Genomic DNA, 2,240 nt, shown 5'->3' on the forward strand with positions numbered 1-2,240 from the left:
TTTTACTTGCTAATTTGTAGCGTTTTAAAACTGCTGAGATTTGAATTGTTAAAGCTTCTACATTCATTTGATATGGTAATGCGACATAAAAGTCAACACCGCCGTCGTAATCATTATCCTGCCATATATATATATCCTCAACATCTGAAGGCTGCATCTCATTTAGTTTATACAAAATCATCGGATTATTTTCTCCAAGTGTCCACACGTATTGCGGTTCGTAGAGAACTGAATCAAGAATTCTAATTCGACGATCTATATTATCAAATTCATCATTCAATATTTTTTCGATTGAAAACACTTGCGAATTATGATTGAGCCAAATGAGATCACGTTTACGTTTTTCTTTCCAATTGTTATATACATCTTGAATTTCCGTAGAAAACAACATCAGAAATGAAATATGACGTGGTTTTCGTAAGAACGTTGGCATTAATTGCACAATCAACTGATGAAAATTAACTTTGTGCCACATAATCAATAGTCGTTTCTAAATCAAGTTTAAAATATCCACTTTCAGGAATTCGCTTTATTTGTATTTCTGAATAATCAACATAAACATCTAATTGATCTTTATCTATCCATTTACTCCACGCTGCATTTATCGTTGGAATTCTTACACCTTCAATCAGCTGTAATTTATCAACCAATTTCGCCAATATTAATTCACCATTAAATGGCAATTCTTTTAAGAATTCATTCAATGCATTGTTAACTGGAAAAGCACCTGTACGTTGATTCATTCCATTTGCATCAAGAACCAACGGATCATATTCGATTTTCAAATCCAACTTTAAATAATCAGCAGGATAATTAATGACATTTACCTTAACCCCAACATCACGAACACGCTTCATGTATGAAGTAAATGAGGTGATTTGTTCTGGAGTAATTGGATTTAAAACACCATCGGTTTCACCTGCAATTTTTACAACTAAAGTACTTTCATCATCACTTTCATTGACAGCACAATATTTGATTATTTTAGAAGCTTCAATTTGCTCATTCGTTGAATTTTCATCATCGAAAATTCCTATATTCTCATCGAATGTAAATCCAAATTGAAAATCTAATGCCTGTTTACGATACCACGCAGGCGTGTGTGCTTTTTGTTCAGATAAAACCTTTGTTACTTCATTAGCATGAGTGTCAAATAACCTTTCTAAAGTATAAATGCAAAATGCCATAATGTAAATCCACAGTCGCCAAATAGCAGTTTTAGAAGTTGAAGTTAGACCATTCAACTCTTCGTAACTTGCTTTCATTTTAAATATAGATTCTTGTATTTCAGGAATAGTTCTAAACATATTATTTTACTTTAAAGGTTGACCCAACTCTCATTTTTCCGATTCCCAATTCAGAAGGAACAAAAACATTAATTTCTTCTGTTAGTTGAGTTGCAGGTTTTAATCCCTTATTTTGGAAATACTCAGCTATTAGCCTTGTTTCATTATCTTTTGATGGAGCAATCAAATGAGTTCCAACCTCATTTACTTCAGTTAAACTCAAGTTATTTTCAATTGCCAAATTGATTGCCATAGTTGCAGAACCGTATTGTTGAATAGCGATATCAAGTAATGTCTGATTATGTAGGACTTTGATTGTCATCTTCAATATCGAATTGTTGGTAAAACTTCTTGTTAATAATTTTCAAAAGGACATCAGCCCAATTGTAACCTAAGCATTTGTAATTCTCTAATAGCGAAACAAACAATTGCCATATTACACCAATTAGAAAAATCCAATACAACCAAATAAAAGGATCAACCTCGTAGCCCATAATGACAGGAAATTGTGAATTGGATGCAAATGTGTTGAGGATGTAAATTGGCGTTAAATAAGTTGCTATTTTCAAAAGCATTCGCCCCATTTTTCGACTCTTATGTTTTTCACCACGTTTTAAAGATGCTTTGACACCTGTGTACCATTCAAAGGCTAACAGAATGACAAAAGCAAACAAAAAAAAGTGATTAAAACCAAATAAGAAACTAACTATTGAAATGATTGTACTCAAAATAATATCCCATTTTAAAACGATTTGCGAATTCATAAATCCAAATGTTGAACTCATAAAATCTTGAAAATTCTTAAAGCCAAATCCGTCTAATATGTAGTTGATTAGTTTCATTAAATTGTAATTTTAGTGTTTTCAATTCCTTCTTTTGTGTCAATTTCAGTAGTAGAGTAATTATCGTATTCGAGTTGTATTCTTAAATCCCTTTTGAACTTGTACTCAGAAA

Annotated in this window: 4 protein-coding genes; all 4 read right to left on the reverse strand. The window is 31.7% G+C overall.

Going from position 1 to position 2,240, the window contains the following annotated elements:
• The coding region (locus tag ACMHJW_RS14575) for a hypothetical protein (RefSeq protein ID WP_413534130.1) at positions 1-475 on the reverse strand (475 nt) is incomplete at its 3' end.
• Positions 459-1,307 (reverse strand): nucleotidyltransferase, encoded by an 849-nt coding sequence (locus ACMHJW_RS14580; protein ID WP_413534131.1) that lies wholly within the window; start codon positions 1,305-1,307, stop codon positions 459-461. The genes ACMHJW_RS14580 and ACMHJW_RS14575, both read right to left, overlap by 17 nt.
• 1 nt (position 1,308) lies before the next feature.
• Entirely contained in the window at positions 1,309-1,608 is a 300-nt protein-coding gene (locus ACMHJW_RS14585) for a hypothetical protein (protein ID WP_413534132.1), read from the reverse strand.
• A complete protein-coding gene (locus tag ACMHJW_RS14590) occupies positions 1,586-2,128 on the reverse strand; it encodes a phage holin family protein (protein ID WP_413534133.1) in 543 nt (180 codons plus the stop codon). The genes ACMHJW_RS14585 and ACMHJW_RS14590 overlap by 23 nt, the downstream gene beginning before the upstream one ends.
• Between the last annotated feature and the right edge of the window lie 112 nt (positions 2,129-2,240).

The sequence above is a fragment of the Empedobacter brevis genome, assembly GCF_965118635.1.
GTDB lineage: Bacteria > Bacteroidota > Bacteroidia > Flavobacteriales > Weeksellaceae > Empedobacter > Empedobacter brevis_A.